The 17,849-nt window shown below is 47.0% G+C and carries 15 protein-coding genes and 1 riboswitch; of the genes, 8 read left to right on the plus strand and 7 right to left on the minus strand.

Annotated features, from left to right (window positions below; translation table 11 throughout):
• The first annotated feature begins 101 nt into the window (after positions 1-101).
• On the plus strand, positions 102-1,388 hold the full coding sequence (hemL, locus tag LS482_RS02725) for a glutamate-1-semialdehyde 2,1-aminomutase (protein ID WP_233030219.1): 1,287 nt from the start codon (positions 102-104) through the stop codon (positions 1,386-1,388).
• 6 nt (positions 1,389-1,394) lie between these two features.
• Here hemL and LS482_RS02730 read toward each other — a convergent pair whose 3' ends face one another.
• Positions 1,395-1,880, minus strand: a complete 486-nt coding sequence (locus tag LS482_RS02730; protein ID WP_233030220.1) for an anthrone oxygenase family protein — start codon at positions 1,878-1,880, stop codon at positions 1,395-1,397.
• A gap of 14 nt (positions 1,881-1,894) precedes the next feature.
• On the minus strand, positions 1,895-2,512 hold the full coding sequence (locus LS482_RS02735) for a DUF1579 domain-containing protein (protein ID WP_233030221.1): 618 nt from the start codon (positions 2,510-2,512) through the stop codon (positions 1,895-1,897).
• Between the two features lie 125 nt (positions 2,513-2,637).
• Here LS482_RS02735 and LS482_RS02740 point away from each other — a divergent pair, with 125 nt between their 5' ends.
• From LS482_RS02740 to LS482_RS02760, 5 genes are all read left to right on the plus strand, one after another.
• Positions 2,638-3,615, plus strand: a complete 978-nt coding sequence (locus tag LS482_RS02740; protein ID WP_233030222.1) for a Gfo/Idh/MocA family protein — start codon at positions 2,638-2,640, stop codon at positions 3,613-3,615.
• Between the two features lie 189 nt (positions 3,616-3,804).
• Positions 3,805-3,907: riboswitch (SAM riboswitch) on the plus strand.
• Between the two features lie 93 nt (positions 3,908-4,000).
• On the plus strand, positions 4,001-7,408 hold the full coding sequence (gene thrA / locus LS482_RS02745; RefSeq protein WP_233030223.1) for a bifunctional aspartate kinase/homoserine dehydrogenase I: 3,408 nt from the start codon (positions 4,001-4,003) through the stop codon (positions 7,406-7,408).
• Positions 7,409-7,459: 51 nt separating this feature from the next.
• The gene (locus LS482_RS02750; RefSeq protein WP_233030224.1) at positions 7,460-8,866 is read left to right on the plus strand and encodes a pyridoxal phosphate-dependent decarboxylase family protein; all 1,407 of its coding nucleotides are present in this window, start codon (positions 7,460-7,462) and stop codon (positions 8,864-8,866) included.
• A 40-nt stretch (positions 8,867-8,906) separates the two neighbouring features.
• Positions 8,907-10,076 carry a trans-sulfuration enzyme family protein gene (locus tag LS482_RS02755; RefSeq protein WP_233030225.1) on the plus strand — a complete coding sequence of 390 codons (1,170 nt, stop codon included), beginning with the start codon at positions 8,907-8,909 and terminating at the stop codon, positions 10,074-10,076.
• Between the two features lie 116 nt (positions 10,077-10,192).
• Entirely contained in the window at positions 10,193-10,735 is a 543-nt protein-coding gene (locus tag LS482_RS02760) for a DUF2911 domain-containing protein (RefSeq protein ID WP_233030226.1), read from the plus strand.
• A gap of 60 nt (positions 10,736-10,795) precedes the next feature.
• Here the strand turns inward: LS482_RS02760 and LS482_RS02765 are convergent, their stop codons facing one another.
• From LS482_RS02765 to LS482_RS02780, 4 genes are all read right to left on the minus strand, one after another.
• Entirely contained in the window at positions 10,796-11,617 is an 822-nt protein-coding gene (locus LS482_RS02765) for an AraC family transcriptional regulator (RefSeq protein WP_233030227.1), read from the minus strand.
• Between the two features lie 58 nt (positions 11,618-11,675).
• Positions 11,676-13,301 carry an amidohydrolase gene (locus LS482_RS02770; RefSeq protein ID WP_233030228.1) on the minus strand — a complete coding sequence of 542 codons (1,626 nt, stop codon included), beginning with the start codon at positions 13,299-13,301 and terminating at the stop codon, positions 11,676-11,678.
• A gap of 78 nt (positions 13,302-13,379) precedes the next feature.
• Complete coding sequence (locus tag LS482_RS02775) at positions 13,380-14,408, minus strand: RluA family pseudouridine synthase (RefSeq protein WP_233030229.1); 1,029 nt, start codon at positions 14,406-14,408, stop codon at positions 13,380-13,382.
• Positions 14,395-15,021, minus strand: a complete 627-nt coding sequence (locus LS482_RS02780) for a PASTA domain-containing protein (RefSeq protein WP_233030230.1) — start codon at positions 15,019-15,021, stop codon at positions 14,395-14,397. The genes LS482_RS02775 and LS482_RS02780 overlap by 14 nt, the downstream gene beginning before the upstream one ends.
• A gap of 216 nt (positions 15,022-15,237) precedes the next feature.
• Here LS482_RS02780 and LS482_RS02785 point away from each other — a divergent pair, with 216 nt between their 5' ends.
• Both LS482_RS02785 and coaD read left to right on the plus strand, forming a co-directional pair.
• Positions 15,238-16,212 (plus strand): D-alanine--D-alanine ligase, encoded by a 975-nt coding sequence (locus LS482_RS02785; RefSeq protein WP_233030231.1) that lies wholly within the window; start codon positions 15,238-15,240, stop codon positions 16,210-16,212.
• Positions 16,213-16,302: 90 nt separating this feature from the next.
• A complete protein-coding gene (coaD, locus tag LS482_RS02790) occupies positions 16,303-16,761 on the plus strand; it encodes a pantetheine-phosphate adenylyltransferase (RefSeq protein ID WP_233030232.1) in 459 nt (152 codons plus the stop codon).
• A 260-nt stretch (positions 16,762-17,021) separates the two neighbouring features.
• Here coaD and LS482_RS02795 read toward each other — a convergent pair whose 3' ends face one another.
• Positions 17,022-17,822: a TIGR00266 family protein gene (locus LS482_RS02795; RefSeq protein ID WP_233030233.1), complete on the minus strand. Its 801-nt coding sequence runs from the start codon at positions 17,820-17,822 to the stop codon at positions 17,022-17,024.
• Positions 17,823-17,849 lie beyond the last annotated feature (27 nt).

Consider the following 17,849-nt stretch of genomic DNA (forward strand, 5'->3'; position numbering starts at 1 on the left):
TATATATGTAAAGACGCACGGCCGTGCGTCTCAATCGAGAAGAAAAAGGCCGTGCGTCTCAAACGAAAATAAATAAATTCAAAAAGTTTTCATATACAATTATGATATACCAAAGAAGCAGTTCATTATTTGCAGAAGCGGAAAAATATATCCCGGGCGGGGTCAATTCACCGGTAAGGGCATTCAAATCCGTAGGCGGCACCCCGGTCTTTATCCGAAGGGCCGAAGGCCCCTACCTGTATGACGAAGACGGCAACCGGTTGATAGATTATATCGCATCCTGGGGCCCCATGATACTCGGGCATGCCCACAAACCCGTTATCGATGCCGTAACGGAAAAGGCGAAAAACGGCACCTCGTTCGGCATGCCCACGGAAACGGAAACGGAAATAGCGCGACTGGCCGTCTCCATGGTCCCGAACGTCGATAAAATACGGTTTGTGAACAGCGGTACGGAAGCCTGCATGAGTGCAGTCCGGCTTGCCAGGGGATATACGGGCAGGGAAAAGATCATAAAATTTGCCGGTTGTTACCACGGTCATTCCGATGCTTTTTTGATACAGGCCGGAAGCGGAGCGGTTACCTTCGGTTCACCCAACAGCCCCGGTGTTACGCAGGGAACGGCAAAAGACACTCTGCTGGCCGGATATAACGACCTGGAATCTGTAAAAAACCTGTTCGAAGCCAATAAAGGCGAAATTGCAGCCGTTATTATAGAACCGCTGCCCGGCAACATGGGATGCATCCTGCCCGAAAAAGGGTTTCTCGAGGGACTGCGAGCACTTTGCGATGAAAACGACAGCCTTCTTGTCTTTGACGAAGTGATGACAGGATTCCGTCTGGCCAAAGGCGGTGCACAGGAACTTTTTAACGTCAGGGCCGATATTGTTACTTTCGGTAAGGTCATAGGCGGGGGAATGCCCGTAGGTGCATTCGCTTCCCGCAACGAGATCATGAACCATCTCGCCCCGCTCGGTCCCGTTTACCAGGCAGGTACCCTGAGCGGTAATCCGCTGGCCATGAGTGCCGGGCTGGCCATGCTCAAAGAACTCGAACAGCATCCGGAAATATTCGAAAGCCTGGAAGAAAAAACGCTTTACCTGCACAAAGGCATGGCAAGAGTATTGTCCAAACACGAAGTGCCTCATCAAATCAACAGGATGGGCTCCATGATATCGGTACATTTTACAACAGAAGAGGTCAGGGACTTTGACAGTGCCGCAAGCGGGAATAACGACACTTTCAAAAAGTTCTTTCACGGCATGCTGAACGAAGGTATTCATTTACCGCCAAGTGCATTTGAAAGCTGGTTCCTCAATGATGCGCTGAGTTATGAAGACCTGGATTACACCATAAATGCAGTAGATAAAATAGCCGGCTCCCTCTAAAAATCATCAGGAAAGGACAGCCACAATAAAAACCAGTACTACCGTTAGTCCCGAGGCAACGGTACGAATGTGGTTCCAACGCAACCAGGGTTTCTCAAATGCCATTCTGGCCCCGGAAATTTCTTCTTCCGAAGCAGTTTCCGGGGTCAGTTCTGCAAGTTTATTGTTCATCGGTACATTTTTCGCTACGGTAACACCAAATACTCCCGTAAAATACAGTACGGTAGCTACCAGGAGCAATACAAACGATGTTCCCCCGCCTTCGCTGTGCATAAATGCAGCCAGCAATAATAACAACGGAGCACCGAAAAACCCCAGGTAAAAGAAGGGGTTCAGTATTTCGGAATTGATGTGCTGCATGGTCATAACGAACTCCCTGTCTCCCAGCCGTCCCAGGCCGCGGTTTACAGCCACACTGAATGTGTAGAAAAGCCCGGCCATCAATGCAGCGGCGGTTCCGGCGAGAATCAGCATGATATCGGAAATCAGCATCGCACCTGTTTCTTCTATTCCTTTCGGGTATAGTTTATTTCCATGGTCTTCATTTCCTTTCCTCCATGTTCCAGAAACATTTCCATCTTGCGGTGGTTTTCATCAATACGGGTAACGACTTCTCTTACTTTCATATCATTACCCGTCATCGGGTCGACCATAGTACCTTTCATCTCCATCGAATTACCCTCTCCCGAAACAGGAGTTCCCCGGGTCACCATAATTCCCGTACCCATATCGTCGATCCAGGTAGCAAAAAATTCCTTTTTGGCATTGTCATACCCCATCACTCCGGTACCGTTATAAGGTTCTCCCATAATCTCCCCTTTAAAGGATATTTTCAGGTAACGGCCGCCCATCACCATTTTGCAAACTTCAGTACCTTTGGCTTTTTCCGGGGGTGCCGAAGGGTCGGCCCAATGGGTTATTTCAGCGTTCCATTCACCTGCGTCCCCGGCCAGCATCTCGTGCATTTCACCCGGAGTTCGATAAGCATTCCAGGCCTCCATCATGGCTGCCTGTTCATCGTTCATGGAAGCCGTGTTTTCTTCTTTGTCCTGTGCTATCAGAGCCGTATGGAATACTACAACCGTGAGGATAGCCCAACCGAATTTCAAGATTGTTGTTCTCATGTCTAAAGTATTGATTAGTGAGGAGTTAAAGTACGATATTTTCCGGTCTTTCACAAGAAAAAAGAAAATAACGGTTTTTTTATAAAAGTGTATATTGCAAAAGTTTGATTTAAACGAAAAATACTATGTCTGACTTACCAATACGCTGGGGTATCATAGGATGCGGGAACGTCACCGAAAAAAAGAGTGGCCCGGCCTATCAGAAAACCGAAGGATTTGAACTGCTGGCCGTAATGCGACGAAACGCTGACAAGGCCCGTGACTATGCCGAAAGGCATCATGTAAAAAAACACTACTCCAGTGCAGACGAACTTATCAACGACACCGAAGTTGATGCCGTCTACATTGCCACCCCTCCCGATACACATAAGTATTACGGGATCAAGGTAGCCGAAACGGGCAAACCCTGCTGTATAGAAAAACCACTTGCCCCTTCCTTTCGGGATAGTGTGGCGATCCACAATGCGTTTGAAAAAGCGGGAGTTCCGCTGTTTGTAGCCTATTACCGCCGTTCCCTGCCAAGATTCCGTCAGGTAAAAACCTGGCTGGACGAAAACAGGATCGGTGAGATAAGGCATATCAGCTGGCATCTGAGCAAACCTCCGGGCAACCTTGATCTTTCCGGTGAATACAACTGGCGTACCGATCCCGAAATCGCTCCGGGCGGGTATTTTGACGACCTGGCCAGCCACGGCCTGGACCTCTTTGCCTTTCTTCTCGGGAACTACCGCGAAGTAAACGGCATAAGCCTTAACCAGCAAGGGCTGTATAAGGCAAAGGATGCCGTAACCTCCTGCTGGATACATGAAAACGGGATTACCGGCACCGGAAGCTGGAATTTCGGATGCCATCACCGGGAAGACCGGGTAGAAATTTCCGGGAGCAAAGGAAAGCTGAGTTTTTCCGTTTTTGACGAAAATCCGCTGACACTGGACACCGGAACAGAAAAACAGGAACTTTTTGTTAATCACCCGGAAAACATACAATTATATCATGTAAAAAACATAAAGGAACACCTTATTCACAATACAACACATCCCTCTACCGGAATAACAGCTACGCATACGGCGTGGATCATGGACAGGATACTTGGAAATCTTTAAATACGATACGGTTCGGCACATCGAAAAAAATTGATATAAAAGTATTGCCAGTTTCATTATAATTCCATTACTTTGCCCTTCGTTTAGTTGATGCTTTGTCTTCATATCACGGAAGAGAAAAGAATACCTGTAGGACCGGGCACAGCCGGGACCTCGTCAGAAAGACTAAAAAGTTCAAAAAAATATTAGATGTTATCAAGAAAGGCTGAGGGAATAGACCCTGGGAAGCCTTAGCAACCCTCCCCCGTGGAGAAGGTGCTACATTCTACCCCGGCTCGGGGAAAGATAACACCGTGTGCTTTTTCACACGGTAGGCAAAGGTAGTAACTTTCCGTATTGCGCTTTTCTTGTAACATTTTAAACATACAACTAAAAAACGGTTACATTGAAAAGCAATCTGAATCAGCTTCATATTACAGGGTTTATCACCGACAGCGGTGTGGAAATTCCCTGTATTCAGCTTTCTTACCAGGTTTTCGGGAAACCCCTGGGCGAAGCGCCTGTGATACAGGTGAATCACGCGCTTACAGGAAACTCCGAAGTTGCCGGAGAAACCGGATGGTGGAAAGACCTCATCGGTGAAGGCAAGGATATAGACACCGCTGAATATACCATACTGGCCTTCAATGTGCCGGGCAACGGTTACGACGGTTTTGTCATAGACAACTACAAGGATTTTGTGGCCAGGGATATGGCCCGGATATTTCTCCTGGGCCTGGAACAACTCGGCATAGAAAAACTCTTTGCACTTATCGGGGGCTCGCTTGGAGGTGGAATTGCCTGGGAAATGGCGGTACTTTCACCGGATATCACGGAACACCTCATCCCCATAGCATCCGACTGGAAATCTACCGACTGGCTCATTGCCAACTGCCAGGTACAGGAGCAGTTTCTGGTCAATTCCAAGCAGCCCGTACACGATGCGCGTATGCATGCCATGCTGTGTTACCGCACACCGGCATCCTTTAAAACCCGGTTTAACCGCACCACCAACGAAGAGCTCCAGGTCTTTAATGTGGAGAGCTGGCTCATGCATCACGGAAAAAAGTTACAGGAACGTTTTCAACTGGCTGCCTACAAACTGATGAATCAGTTATTGAAAACCATTGATGTGACAAGGGGAAGAAAAGAACATTTCAACGTTCTGGAATCCATTAACGCCAACATTCACATTATCGGGGTGGATTCCGATTTGTTCTTCACCGCGGAGGAAAACAGGGAAACCCACAAACAACTGGCACAGGCCCACGACAGGGTCACTTACGGCGAAGTACATTCGGTACACGGACATGACGCTTTTTTAATAGAATTCGAACAACTGGAAAAACTCATAGGAGGAATATTTAAAAAAGGAAAAAACAAGAACAGGATGAAAGTATTGAAGTTTGGCGGCAAATCGCTGGCTAATGGAGAAGGCATTAACAATGCACTGGCAATCATAGAAGACAAAATAAGACAGGACGAAAATATCACCGTAGTGGTGTCCGCAAGGGGCAACGCCACCAACGAACTGGAAGAGATACTGGAAAAAGCTGCCGGAAACGAAGATTACACAACACAGTTAGAGGCCTTCAAAACCTATCAGCAGGCTGATTTCGACTTTGTGGACTTCACACCCGAATTCACCAAACTCGAAAAACTCTTCGAAGGCGTGTGCCTCCTGGGCGATTACAGTTACAAAATAAAAGACCAGATCCTTTCCAAAGGCGAGGTCATTTCGGCAAAACTCATCACCGAAGTCCTCAAAAACAGGGGCATCAACGCCGTGTTTACCGACACCCGTAAACTCATTAAAACCGATGAGAAATTCGGAAATGCCCAGCCCCTGGAAAAACTGTCCAAAGACAATGTCCTGCAACATTTTGAAGAACACAACCACGACACGGTAAATATCGTTACCGGTTTTATAGGATCGAACGCAAAGAACGAAACCACTACCCTGGGCAGGAACGGCAGCAATTACACCGCTTCGCTGATAGCCAATTTCCTGGATGCGGAAGAGTTACAAAGCTATACTCACGTAGACGGTATTTTCACGGCAAACCCCGAACTGGTTCCCGATGCACAGCGTATAGAGCAGCTATCGTATAACGAAGCCAACGAAATGGCCAATTTCGGGGCTACCATCCTGCATGCCAAGACTATCATCCCTCTTATTGAAAAGAATATCCCGCTGCGGATACTGAACACTTTTAACAATGACAACAAAGGCACCCTGATCACTTCCCAGCCCAACAAGGAAGGTATCAAATCGCTTTCCGTGCTGGAAAATGTAGCCCTGCTCAACCTTGAGGGACGGGGACTCCTGGGCAAAGCCGGGGTCGATGCCAGGATTTTCCGGGCATTGGGCGACAGTAATATCAGTGTAAGCATTATTTCCCAGGGCTCGTCCGAAAGAGGGATAGGGCTTGTGGTTGATGCGGAAAAAGCCACCAGGGCCATTGTGGAACTGGAAAAGGAATTCGAAAAGGATTTCTATTCCAAGGATGTCAACAAGATATCGGCAGAAGACAATGTTTCCGTGATCTCCATTGTGGGACAGGACCTGAGTACTTTTCACAAACCCTATAACGCCCTGATACGAAACCAGGTTGTACCGTTACTGTTCAACAATACCGTAACCGGAAAGAACGTGAGCCTCGTGGTCAGAAAATCCGAACTGCACAAGGCGCTGAATGTTATCCACGGCGAAATATTCGGTATTTCCAAAAAAGTGAATATCGCCATATTCGGTCACGGGCTGGTAGGCGGCACTCTGATTGAACAGATCCTTTCTTCGGCCGATGCCATAGAAAAACGCAAAAATATCCGGCTGAACATCTTTGCCGTGGCCAATTCCAAAAAGCTACTGCTCGCCAAGAACGGGATTCAGGAGGACTGGAAAGACTTGATTACCGGAAGTGAACAACCGTCGGAAGTAAATGCAGTCATCGACTTTGCCAAAAAACACCACCTGGCAAATCTTATTGCCATAGACAACACGGCAAGCGTAGATTTTGTAGATCATTACATCGAATTGATAAACAACGGGTTCGACCTCATTTCTTCCAATAAGATCGCCAATACGCTGAGCTTTGGTTTCTACCGGGAACTGAGGGATACCCTGTACAAAAACCAGAAACAGTACCTTTACGAGACAAATGTCGGTGCCGGACTACCGCTTATTGACACCATTAAATTACTGCACCTTTCCGGGGAGAACATTACCGGAATAAAAGGTGTTTTTTCCGGGTCGCTCAGCTATCTGTTCAATACTTTTTCACTGGAAGACAGGCCTTTCAGCGAGGTACTGCAGGAAGCCATCGACAACGGGTTTACCGAACCCGATCCCAGGGAAGACCTCTCCGGCAACGATGTGGGCAGAAAACTCCTCATCCTGGCACGGGAACTCGACCTGAAAAACGAATTTGAGGACATTGACGTGCAAAACCTTATCCCCGAAGCCTCGGGACTCCGGAACGGCAAAACTTCCGATTTTTTGCCGAGATTACAGGAACTGGACGCTACCTATGCCGAAATCAAGGCAAAACAGGAACCGGAACATGTATTGCGGTACATCGGTGAGTTATCGGGCGACCTGCAACAGGACAAGGGCATACTCGAAGTAAAACTCGTTTCCGTCCCGGAACAAAGTGCCCTCGGACAGGTAAAAGGGTCGGATTCCATTTTTGAGATTTATACGGAATCCTACGGAACCCGGCCCCTTGTTGTGCAGGGTGCGGGAGCCGGTGCAAAAGTAACGGCCAGGGGGGTATTCGGGGATATCCTGAGGCTGGCCACAAAGGATAGTTAAAAAGATTGTATATTCAGGATTCAAGATCGAAAATCCATATCAAACAACAAGATGTACCATCATTTACACAAAGATCTCGGCAACCTGGATGCCTTGCTCGACAAAGTATGCACCCAGGGACTTGACTACCTCAAAACATTACGCCACAGGCCTACCGCTACCGAACATCAGGTTAGTGATAATCACGGACTGCGTGAAGAAGGTCTAGGAACAGAAAAGGCCCTGGAATGGTTCAACCAAAAGCTGGAACCAATCATTGTCGCTTCTTCCGGCCCCAGATATCTCGGATTTGTTACCGGAGGTTCTACTCCTGCTTCCATTGCAGGCGACTGGCTGGCTACGGTATACGACCAGAATACGCAGACTACCGGAGGTGAAGGAGATATTTCGGCCGCTATTGAACTGGAGGCCATACAACTCCTGCTGGACCTTTTTGAACTCCCCGATGATTTTTTCGGTGGTTTTGTAACGGGCGCTACCATGTCCAATTTTAGCTGTCTGGCCGTTGCCAGACAATGGTATGGGAAAGCACTCGGAAAAGATTATGCCAAGGACGGGATACGGGACAAGTTGCATATTTTAACGGCAACCCCACATTCGTCATCCTTAAAGTCACTCGCCATGCTCGGTTTGGGTAGCAGGAATATCACAAAGGTCAACACACTTCCGGGAAACCGGGAAGCGATGGATATTGCTGACCTGGAAACCAGGATCAGGGAACTGAAAGGCGAACCTTTTATCCTCATATCGAGTGCCGGAACGGTAAACACCGTTGATTTTGACGATGCCGAAGCCATTGCCGGATTGCATAAAAAATACCGTTTCTGGTGGCATGTCGACGCTGCTTTCGGAGGGTTTGCCGCCTGTTCTCCCGAACACAAACACCTGCTGAAAGGCTGGGAACAGGCCGACAGCATCACTGTGGATTGCCATAAATGGTTGAATGTTCCCTATGAAAATGCTTTTTTCCTGATAAAGAAGGAACACAACCTCCTGCAGGCGGAAACTTTTCAGAATTCCGATGCTCCCTATCTCGGCGATCCCATGGAAAATTTCAGCTACCTCAATTTTCTGCCCGAAAACTCCAGGAGACTGAAGGCGCTACCCGTTTGGTTCAGCCTGATGGCATACGGTAAAAAAGGATACCGGGAAATTGTAGAGAATGCTATCGGAATGACAAGGATTTTCGGAGATTTTATCGATCAAAATCCCGATTTCGAACTCCTGGCCCCGGTGAGGCTTAACACCGTTTGTTTTACATTGTCCGGGGAAGAAAATCAAGACAAGGTCCAATCGTTCTTAACAGCTTTAAACCGTACCGGGAAAGTATTTATGACACCTACGGTCTACAATGGCAAAAAAGGCATCCGGGCCGCCTTTGTGAACTGGATGACAGACGAGAGAGATATTGTCATTATCACCGAAGAAATAAATGCAATAGCCAAAAAAATACTGTAAACGAAATTCATCGTATTAACGAAGCATAAAACACGATATAATGAGTAAATCACATTTTGAAACCGATGCCGTACGCACCCGAACGGAAAAAACAAAATACCTGGAGCATACCAGTCCGCTATACCTCACTTCAAGTTTTGTCTTTGAAGATGCCGAAGACATGAGGGCTTCTTTTGCAGAGGAAAAGGAAAGAAACATCTACAGCCGGTTTACCAATCCCAACACCTCAGAGTTTGTAGAGAAAATATGTAAAATGGAAGGCGCGGAAAGCGGTTATGCCTTTGCTACCGGAATGGCTGCCGTCTTCTCCACCTTTGCCGCCCTGTTGAACAGCGGTGACCACATCGTTGCGGCACGGTCGGTATTTGGTTCTACACATACACTGTTTACTAAATTTTTGCCGAAGTGGGATATCAACACCTCTTATTTTAAGGTGAACGAAACCGAAAAAATAGAATCGCTCATACAGCCCAATACCAAAATACTGTTTGCCGAGACTCCCACTAATCCGGCAGTGGATATTCTGGACCTGGAACTGCTGGGAAATATTGCCAAAAAACACAACCTTATCCTGGTTATTGACAACTGTTTCGCCACTCCGTACCTGCAAAACCCCATAAAGTTCGGGGCAGACCTGGTGGTGCATTCCGCAACCAAACTGATTGACGGACAAGGCCGTGTATTGGGCGGAATTACCGTAGGGCAAAAAGACCTGGTGAGGGAAATCTACCTGTTTTCACGCAATACCGGGCCTTCCCTTTCCCCTTTCAATGCATGGATACTGTCCAAAAGCCTCGAAACACTGGCCGTAAGGGTCGACAAACACTGCGAAAATGCCCTGAAGGTCGCCGCTTTTCTGGAAGGACACTCCAAAGTCAACTGGGTCAAATATCCTTTCCTCAAATCCCATCCGCAATATGAAGTGGCCAAAAAACAGATGAAGGCAGGCGGCAGTGTTGTAGCCTTTGAAGTGAAAGGCGGCGTGGACGCCGGAAGAAAATTCCTGAACGCTATTAAAATGTGTTCCCTTTCGGCCAACCTGGGAGATACGCGGACCATAGCAACACACCCCGCATCGACCACACACAGTAAACTAAGTGAAGAAGACCGTTTGCAGGTCAGTATCACAGACGGCCTGGTAAGGGTTTCCGTAGGCCTGGAAAATGTGGAAGATGTTATTGCCGACCTGGACCAGGCATTACAAGCTTAAAAGATCATTTTACGCTGAAATCATAAAAAAATCCAAAAGTTTTTTCGGAGCCCGATACAATTAAAAAAGATTTTCTAACTTAGGACAAATATCAACACATAAATTATTTTGTACCCATGAGAAAATATATTGGCATATTCATACTTGCCGTAACACTTGCTTTTGTATCGGGGGCTCATGCCCAGAAATTCAGCGGACTGGATAAAAGTCCCTGCGACATTGCCTATTATCGTACCGGTCGCAAGGCCCCTCCCATTGCAAAGGTAATTTACAGCAGGCCGCAAAAGAAAGGCAGACCCGTGTTCGGCACCCTGGTACCTTTTGACAAGGTGTGGCGTACGGGAGCCAACGAAGCAACGGAAATCACTTTTTTCAAGGATGTGATGTTCGGAGACAAGGAAGTAAAGGCCGGGACCTATTCGCTCTTTACCATTCCCGGAATGAAAGAATGGACGGTTATTCTGAACAGCGATACGGATGTATGGGGCGCTTTTGATTATGACGAGGCCAACGATGTGGCCCGTACTACAGCTGCCGTAAGTTCAGGAAGTAAAGCTCTGGAGGCCTTTTCCATAACTTTTGAACCCAACGATAACGGAGCGGACATGTACCTGGGATGGGATACAACCAGGGTAAAAGTCCCGGTAAGTGAAAAATAGTTTTTTAATTGTACCCGAAAAATCCGGGAATTTTCCACATTGTGAAAGTTTCCGGATTTTTTATTCTGAAGATTTTAATGCCAGGGATGGTGTTAACCCATACATGGTTTTGAATTCTTTGATAAAATGCGACTGATCGTAATAACCGGCATCAAAAAACAACTTGTTTTCCCTTAAACACTGTACGGAAGGCCTGGCATTAAGGAGATGCTGAAAACGGACCACTTTGCTGAATGTCTTGGGGGTACTGCCTATGTAAAACTCAAATAACCTGCGTAATTGCCGCGGACTGATCCCGGTATCCAGTTCGTTTTGTACATGTAATGTTCCCTGCTTTTTCAGTATAATGTCCAGGGCGTTAAAAAAGCGGTGATCGATGCGAAATTTTCCATCATATATCGCTCCAAGAAAGTAACGGTCAAATACGTCTTTATACTTTAAAAAATTCACTGCTCCGGAAACACACAACAACAACCTTTCAAACATTTTCGGCAATAACTCCCCCAACCCTTCCACCTGTTCGGTAAGTTCCCCTCCCTTTATGTTGAACAAAAGCGGAAATACCCCGGGTAAAAAGCGGATACCGATATAATGAAACTTCTTTTCCAGCGGAAATTCAGTATACTTTGTGGTAAATCCCATGACATACATTTCCTCCGGGTTGTCTGCCTCGAAAAATATATCGGTACAGGCATCGGCCACCACCTTATAGGAAAAAGGATTTTCCAGGGGATGCGTTGTCTTTAATTCCCAATAGCAATAGATATGGTTGCACAAACGCAGATCAGGAAACAATTCTTTATATGCAACACCGGAAGAACCACCGCCTACCGTAGGTTGAAGCGGCGTAAAATGCTTTCTTATATCGGGAAGAGTATACATAAAACAATATGCCTTACCACAAATATAACCCGATTCTCCTGATTTTCATCGCCTTCTTTTAATACACCTTCTTTCCGCCTACAAAAGTCCCTTCCACCTTCATTCCGGGGATCTCTTCCGGAGGAACTTCCATAATGTCTTTGTCCAGTATAATAAAATCCGCCAGTTTGCCCGGTTCTATACTTCCTTTTTCGTTTTCCTCGAAGTTGGAATACGCGGCCCATATGGTCATTCCTTTTAAAGCTTCTTCCCTGCTTAGCGCATTCCCGGGCTGAAACCCGTTATCGGGATATCCTTCCAGGTCTTTGCGTGCTACCGCGGCATAGAACGTATAAAACGGATTTACGTGTTCTACCGGGAAATCAGTGCCCAAAGCTATGATTCCGGCTTTGTCCAACAGGGTTTTATAGGCATAGGCCCCTTTTACGCGTTTTTCGCCGAGCCTGTCTTCCGCCCAGTACATATCGCTGGTAGCATGCGTAGGCTGAACGGAGGGTATGATCCCTTTTTCAAAATAATCAAGATCTTCAGGGGCGATCACCTGGGCGTGTTCTATTTTCCATCTCCTGTCCTCTTTGCTTTTCAGCACATCGGAATATGCCCGGAGCACGGCAACATTGGCCGAATCTCCTATGGCATGGGTATTCATCTGGTAATCGGATGCAGCTATTTTTTCGGCGAGGGCCTCAATTTCCGAAACGGGAGTGACCATCGCCCCGTAATGCCCGGGCTTGTCAGTATAAGGAGCTTTCAGGGCGGCCCCTCTTGACCCCAAAGCGCCGTCAGCATATACTTTTATGGAACGCACATTCAGTTTATCGCTCTTTTGTACCCCTCTTGACAGGTAATAGTTCACATCTTCCTTAGTATTGCTCACCATGGCATATACTCTCATATCCATGGCATCCATCCGTTGCAGACTGTCTATAAGTTCTATGATTTCCCTGGACAACCCGGCATCATTAACAGTGGTGAGTCCGTAACCAAAACATATTTCCTCGGCATCCGCAAGTGCCTGTATCTGCGTTTTCCTGTCCGGCGGAGGGAGTACCGAATCCACTCCGGCCATGGGGCCGTCTACGAGTATTCCCGTAGGTTCTCCGTCTTTCAGCACGATCTCACCGTTATTCGTAACGGTCTCTCCCGTAATCCCGGCCATATCCAGGACTTTTTGGTTCACCAGGTAGGCATGACCGTCAATACGCTCCAGCACTACGGGAATATCCGGGAAAAGTTCATCCAGTTTTTCCTTATCCGGGAATGTTTTTACTTCCCAGTCGTTCTGGTCCCATCCGCTGCCCAGGATGATATTTTGTTGTTTTTCTTCCTGAAAGGCAGTAACCTTTTGCACAATCTCATCAAAACTCACGGTTCCCCTGAGGTCAACGCGCTGTTGGTTCAGCCCCAATCCGTAAAAATGACAATGTGCATCAATAAATCCGGGGACTATCGTTTTCCCGTTGGCGTCGACAATCTCTCCGGCCGTAAATTTTCTTGTTATTTCTTCTTCACTGCCAACGGCAACGAATCTGCCGTCTTTTACGGCAAATGCTTCAGCTTTCGCAAAAGCACCGTTTACCGTATATACATTGGCATTGACAACTACGGTATCCACAGGTTCCTTTTTCCTGCAGGAATGCAAAATAAGTGTAAGTACCAAAAGGGAAAGCAGTGTTTTTTTCATGAGGGGTAGCGGTTAATGTTTTAGGGTTCCTGTAAAAGTAGGAAAATGCGACAAATTTTAAAATAAAAGTTCTGAAAATTATACCTCACGATGCCGGGCATAATTTCGCCACTTTTCCACACAGGCCGTCACATCTTCCGGTAGCGGAGAGTCAAAACGTAAGAATTCCCCGGTTTCCGGGTGTTTAAATCCCAGGGTTCTGGCGTGTAATGCCTGTCTCGGCAATATTTTAAAACAATTTTCCACAAACTGTTTGTACTTGGTGAAGGTGGTCCCCTTCAGTATCTTTTCACCTCCGTAGCGTTCGTCGTTGAACAGAGTATGGCCAATGTGCTTCATGTGCACTCTTATCTGGTGCGTACGTCCGGTTTCCAACCTGCAGGATACCAGGGTCACGTACCCGAAGCGTTCGATCACCTTGTAATGTGTTATGGCCTCCTTACCGTGCGAGCCATCCTCAAAAACGGCCATTTGTAAGCGGTTTTTGGGATGCCTGCCTATATGGCCTTCCACCATCCCTTCGTCTTCTTCCACATTTCCCCATACCAGGGCTGTATATTCCCGCTCGCTGGTTTTGTCAAAAAACTGTTTGGCCAGGTGTGTCATGGCCTGTTCTGTTTTTGCTATGACCAGCAACCCGCTCGTGTCTTTGTCAATGCGATGCACCAGGCCGGGACGTTCATCGCTGTTTTCAGGAAGGTTGTCAAAGTGGTAGACAAGTGCGTTGATAAGTGTTCCGCTGTAGTTGCCATGGCCCGGGTGTACCACCATCCCCGCCGGTTTGTTCACCACCAGCAATGCATCGTCTTCATACACAATATCCAGGGGAATGTTTTCCGGAGTAAGGAGAAATTCATAGGGCGGGTGTTCAAACATTACCTTGACTTCATCGTCGGCCTTTACCCGGTAATTGGATTTCACCGCAGTACCGTTGACCCGGATATTACCGTTTTTGGCGGCCTGCTGTATTTTGTTCCGCGTAGCATTCTCAATAAAGTTCATCAGGTATTTGTCTACCCTCAGTGGCTCCTGTCCCTTACCTGCCTTAAAACTGTAGTGTTCGTATAATTCGTCGTCCTGTTCTTCGATATCGTTATGCTCCGCCATCACTTTCACTGTTTACATCCCCGGGTTCCTCTCCTTCTGTTTCTTCTTCTTTTTTCTTTTCCTCTTCTCCGCCATTCCCGCATACGAGGTCTATTCTGGTCGTTTTGGGAAACTGGTCGCCCGGGGCAATCTTCCTGCCTTCGTGTTGTATATAATAGACCATGTCCTTACCTATCTCGTCTATATATTCCACCCTACCCACTTCCAGGCCTACCGCACGCAACATGGATTCGGCATTGCGCCGGGTAACCTGTATGATATTGGGCACACTTACCTCCCGGTAGCCCGAAGGGTTTATGGTAAGGTATATTTTCCTGTTCCGCTTTACCGTGCTGCCCCCGCCGGGTTCCTGTTCAATCACCGAATACCTCGGATACCCGGGGTTGAAGTTCGCAGAATCCAGTACTTCAAACCGAAGGTCTGCATTCTCCAGGGTTTGTTTCACCTCGTTAAGGGTCTTTTTGGAAAGATCGGGCACCGTAACAAACTCACCGTGATTGGTAGTGGTCTTAAGCCATTGCAGCGCCAGAAGAATAAGGGCTATTACGACGACCACCGCTATGATAATCTGGGTCAGAAAGGTTTTACTCGTCAGGAATTTAAAAATGTTCATGTCCTTTATTTAGTTGACAAAGATATAAAAACTGATCGAAGTCGGGAGCCCGGAGTTCGAAGCTCGAAGTATGGAAATATTGTATTTCTAACTTCAGACTTCGAGCTTCGGTCTTCAGGCTTTCAATTAAAATTTAATCCTGAAAGTTTTTTTCTCTTTTGATTTATAAATAATACTTTTGATTAAACGAATTTACGGAACTATTTCGTGTAGCCGATGAAAAAAAATATTGCGATCCTGATGGGGGGATATTCCAGCGAATACGAAATCTCCCTGAAAAGCGGTAACGTGGTTTACCGGCATTTGAACCGCGAGGTTTACAATCCTTTCCGAATCCATATCTTCCGGGACAAGTGGGTTTATGTAAATAACGACGAAGCGGAATTCCCGGTAGACAGGCACGATTTCAGTATAGCACCGGAAGGTAAAAAGATAAATTTCGACGGTGTTTTCATCGCCATACACGGTTCGCCGGGCGAGGACGGTTATATACAGGCCTACCTGGACCTCCTGGACATTCCGCATACCTCCTGCGGATTTTACCAGGCCGCCCTTACGTTCAACAAACGGGATTGTCTTTCGGTACTGAAAGCCTACGGTATCCCATGCGCCACTTCCTTTTACCTCAACAAGGGGGATGCTGTTAACACAAATGATATCATAGCCAAGGTAGGGCTTCCGTGTTTTGTCAAGGCCAACAAGGCAGGGTCCAGTTTCGGAATATCAAAGGTCAATGAGAAGAAGGACCTTTCAGCTGCCATAGCACACTCCTTCAAAGAGGATGACGAGATCATTATAGAATCCTTCCTGGACGGAACGGAAGTATCGGTAGGCGTTATTCAGTATAAAGGTGAAACTACCGTACTGCCCGTTACCGAAATCGTGTCGGAAAACGATTTTTTCGACTTTAACGCCAAATACCTCGGCCAGTCGCAGGAGATTACCCCGGCAAGGCTGAGTGCGGAAATGACGGCAAAAGTATCGGACATGGCCAGAAAGGTCTATGAAATATTAAAATTGAAAGGCTTCAGCCGCAGTGAATACATTATTGTAAACAATGTGCCCCACCTGCTGGAAGTAAATACCGTTCCGGGACTTACAGCAGAGAGTATTTTACCGCAACAGGCCCGGGAAGCAGGTATTTCGCCGGAGGAACTCTTTAATAATGCCATAGAGGCCCTTCGCCTTTAGTTTATCCTGAGTTTGCCTGCACTGAGCAAAGTCGAAGTGCCGAAGGGCTCAGGAGCCGAATACAATTTTAAACGTTGAACCATCTGAACCATGAAACGAGCAATTTTTCCGGGGTCATTTGATCCCATCACTTTAGGACATTACGACATTATCACACGGGGATTGACCCTGTTTGACGAACTCATTATCGCCATCGGGATCAATGCCGAAAAAAAGTACATGTTTTCCGTAGAAGAAAGAAAACACTTCATAGAAGAGGCTTTCCGGGAAATTCCCAAGATAAAGGTCATGACCTACGAGGGATTAACCGTTGATTTCTGCAAAAAGATCAATGCCGGGTTTATCCTGAGGGGCCTGCGCAACCCGGCCGATTTCGAATTTGAAAAGGCCATTGCCCATACCAACCGTAAACTGTCGGAAATAGAAACAGTATTCCTGCTTACTTCTTCCGGGAAATCGTATATCAGTTCTTCCATTGTACGAGATGTTATCCGCAACGGAGGGGACTACACAGGTTTGGTGCCGGAAACCGTAAGGGTGAAAAAATAACTAACGTGAATAATGGATAAGAAAAAAGGCTCCCCTCTTGAGGGACGGGGAGTTTGACCAGGCCCAAATTTTGGGTATATCCCCGGCTTTTGTGTTTTTCCTGTGGCTTGTGCTTTCAAACCCTCCGATCCCGATTGTCCCGATAGTTATCGGGATCAAGGAAGGAGCCTGTTAAAAATTTCAAACAAGGGTTGTAATTTTGAAATGCTTTTCATCCATAAAGCTTAAACATTATTCACGTTAATTAGCCAATTGGCACATTAAAACCGGTTATCGCCACTGAGCATATCGCCCAGACCGCCGAGAACACTGCCTTCTCCCTTATCCTTACCACCGCCCCGCGGTGCTGCGGCCCATACCCTTCCTGCAAGCCGGCTGAACGGCAGTGACTGTATGTAAACAATTCCGGGGCCGCGCAAGGTGGCAAAGAAAAGGCCTTCGCCTCCGAAAACCGTGTTTTTAATACCTCCTATAAATTCAATATTGTAATCCACATCTTTGGTAAAACCTACGATACAACCGGTATCTACCTTCAGTACTTCTCCGGGAGCCAGTTCTTTCCGGGCCATGGTCCCCCCGGCATGGACAAAGGCCATACCGTCGCCTTCCAGTTTCTGCATGATAAAGCCTTCCCCGCCAAAGAATCCGCGTCCCAGGCGTTTTGAAAACTCTATCCCCACGCTCACGCCTTTTGCGGCACAGAGGAAGGCATCTTTCTGGCAGATAAATTTTCCGCCGTAATTGGTAAGGTCAATGGGAACGATCTTGCCGGGATAGGGAGAAGCAAAGCTCACTTTTTTCTTTCCGCCCTCTACATTCAGAAAAGCCGTCATGAAAAGGCTTTCCCCGGTAAGCAAACGTTTCCCTGCAGAGAACAGTTTTCCCAACACTCCTTTGTCTTGATTCGATCCATCCCCGAAGATGGTGTCCATTTTTATACCGTTGTCCATCATCATAAAGCTGCCCGCCTCGGCCACTACTGCTTCCTGCGGGTCGAGTTCAATCTCTACATACTGCATCTCTTCCCCGTAAATGTGGTAATCTATTTCGTGCGCTGTCATTTTGTTTTGTGTTTTAAGATTGACATA

It is taken from the genome of Sinomicrobium kalidii (genome assembly GCF_021183825.1).
Classification (GTDB): Bacteria; Bacteroidota; Bacteroidia; order Flavobacteriales; family Flavobacteriaceae; genus Sinomicrobium; species Sinomicrobium kalidii.